This window comes from Mesorhizobium sp. M7A.F.Ca.US.005.03.1.1 (assembly GCF_003997975.1).
In the GTDB taxonomy this organism is placed as follows: domain Bacteria; phylum Pseudomonadota; class Alphaproteobacteria; order Rhizobiales; family Rhizobiaceae; genus Mesorhizobium; species Mesorhizobium ciceri.
Genome location: NZ_RZRO01000206.1, coordinates 1 through 1,984 on the forward strand (window position 1 = coordinate 1; position 1,984 = coordinate 1,984).

Consider the following 1,984-nt stretch of genomic DNA (forward strand, 5'->3'; position numbering starts at 1 on the left):
CTTCGTGCCGGGGCCGGTGTCGCGCCATTCGATCTCGGCATGCAACTGGCGGGCGAGCGATTTGATCAGCCGCATGCCGAACGAGGCATCGCCGTTGGCGTCGGCCATGCCGACGCCGTCGTCCGACACCTCGATATTCAAGTGGCCGTCGGGCTGGCTCATTTTGATGCCCAGGCGGCCGGCCGACATTCCGTCGGGCTTGGACTTGAAGGCATGCTTCAGAGCATTGGTGACGAGTTCGTTGACCATCAGAGCGACGGGCGTTGCCTTTTCCGCGGAAATGACGATCGGTTCCAGGTCGAGAGCCGGACTGATCTCAGAGCGCCCCGACGCCGTCAGCAGGTCTGTCACCAGATCCTTGGCGAAATCCGCCACATCGAACTTGCTGACGTCCTTCGACTGATAAAGCCGCCGATGCACCGTGCTCAGGGCTTCGATGCGCTCCAGCATGGTGGTCAACGAACGCCTGATCGCTTCGTCCCGTATGGTCCGCCGCTGCATAATGATGAGGGAAGAGATCATCGGCGATGGCAAGGGCGGCGAGATTGCGCGTGCTCCTGAGGCCGATCGCCGCGACGCCGATGATGCCGACGAATTCGATCGCCGCCACCAGCGAGATCGGCAGTCGGTCGAGCGCCAGGTAGAACGAACAGTTCATCACCGCCAGACAGGCGCCGAAGGCCAGCAACAGCAGCCGCGTCGTGCGATCGGCGCGTGCGAAGCTTCGCCATGGACGGGTCAGGGGTGCGAAGATGAGTGCTGCCGTGGCGATGCGCAGCCACGCCATGCCGAGCACGCCGACATGCGGGAAAAGCAGCACGGCGAAGGCCGGCCCGAGATAGTGGAAGACGGCGCTGACGCCGAACCAGACATGCGGCGGCAGTTTTTCCGTTAGCTTGCCCAGGGTGAAGTTGCCCGGGGCAGGGGTCGCCGCGAGAGCTTGCGTTTGATCATCCATCGGATCAGTATCGCAGGCAGATTTGCCTATTTATATAGATGATGATTAGCTATTTCGGCTATCTTTCTCCCGGAATAAAGGAGTTTTCCATGAAGCGCCTTCGAACTGAAAGCGCCGATCTCGATGCCGCCGACATGAAGATCCTGCGCCTGCTGGAAAAGGACGCGCGCACCAGCACGGCGGAGCTGGCACGCTCGGTGGGCCTGTCGGCACCGAGTGTGGCTGAGCGCATCAAGCGGCTGCAGGAAAGCGGCGTCATCGAGGCCTATTCGGTCAGGATCAACCCGACGGCACTCGGCCTGCCGCTGTCGGCATGGCTGCGCATCCGGCCAGTGCCGGGGCAGTTGGCCGTCGTGGCCGAGATCATCCGCGAACTGCCGGAGATCGTGCAATGCGACCGCGTAACCGGAGAGGATTGTTTCATCGCGCTGGCGCATGTCGGGTCGGTGGTCGACCTCGAGCGGGTGATCGACCGCATCATTCCCTACGCGATGACCAACACGGCTATCATCCAGTCCTCGCCGGTGGTGGCGCGTTCGGCCCTGGCGGCGTTGAGGCGCCAGGCTTGACCTGCGGGGATTGTTCCGTTCGAGGACCTTATGCGTGGCCGCGCTTCATGCGCGCCTGTTTCAGGATGGCGCGCCAGCGGATCATGTCGAACGGAATCGGCTCGTTGTTGTTGGCGATGTGGAAGATCTCATTGTTGACGTTCTTGAGCGAGCGCCAGAAATCGTAGTCGGTGATGCGCGGATCGGCAGCCAACCTGTCCACCTCGACCTTGATGTCGGTTTTCATGCACTTTCCTCGAACCGGCGCCGCGCCGCCCGTGTCGCTACCTCGATGCAGATCGTTTTCGACCGGCCCGCTGAGTCGCGCAACGGCTCAAATGGCTTGTTCCCGTTAAAACCTTGGTAAGGTTAACGAGGGCGCCGCATCGCTTCAAGCGCCGCCGCCGGTCGACGGCAAGGTTCTGCGATTTTAGATCGCCGGTGTGGCTTTGAAGCCGGAAACGAGACGTGTCGGCAT

The 1,984-nt window shown here is 62.0% G+C and carries 3 protein-coding genes and 2 pseudogenes; 1 reads left to right on the top strand and 4 read right to left on the bottom strand.

Going from position 1 to position 1,984, the window contains the following annotated elements; translation table 11 throughout:
* The 3 genes and pseudogenes from EN990_RS35135 to EN990_RS35885 form a co-directional block, all read right to left on the bottom strand.
* Positions 1-375 (bottom strand): sensor histidine kinase (locus EN990_RS35135; RefSeq protein WP_245469244.1); only part of this gene is annotated, 375 nt, incomplete at its 3' end.
* Between the two features lie 18 nt (positions 376-393).
* Positions 394-522: pseudogene (locus EN990_RS36530) on the bottom strand (histidine kinase dimerization/phosphoacceptor domain -containing protein); the annotation flags it as partial.
* Between the two features lies 1 nt (position 523).
* Positions 524-958, bottom strand: a pseudogene (locus EN990_RS35885) (EamA family transporter); the annotation flags it as partial.
* An 89-nt stretch (positions 959-1,047) separates the two neighbouring features.
* Between EN990_RS35885 and EN990_RS35145 the strand changes: the two are divergent.
* Positions 1,048-1,527 (top strand): Lrp/AsnC family transcriptional regulator, encoded by a 480-nt coding sequence (locus EN990_RS35145; protein ID WP_013531005.1) that lies wholly within the window; start codon positions 1,048-1,050, stop codon positions 1,525-1,527.
* Between the two features lie 28 nt (positions 1,528-1,555).
* On the opposite strand, the gene EN990_RS35150 is transcribed toward EN990_RS35145, so the two are convergent.
* Positions 1,556-1,753, bottom strand: coding sequence for a hypothetical protein (locus EN990_RS35150; RefSeq protein WP_013531006.1), 198 nt, complete (start codon positions 1,751-1,753; stop codon positions 1,556-1,558).
* Positions 1,754-1,984 lie beyond the last annotated feature (231 nt).

What these genes read in the sequence shown, in the direction of transcription:
- EN990_RS35150 (WP_013531006.1), bottom strand. Translation starts at nt 1,753, where the DNA reads ATGAAAACCGACATCAAGGTCGAGGTGGACAGGTTGGCTGCCGATCCG.
- EN990_RS35145 (WP_013531005.1), top strand. Translation starts at nt 1,048, where the DNA reads ATGAAGCGCCTTCGAACTGAAAGCGCCGATCTCGATGCCGCCGACATG.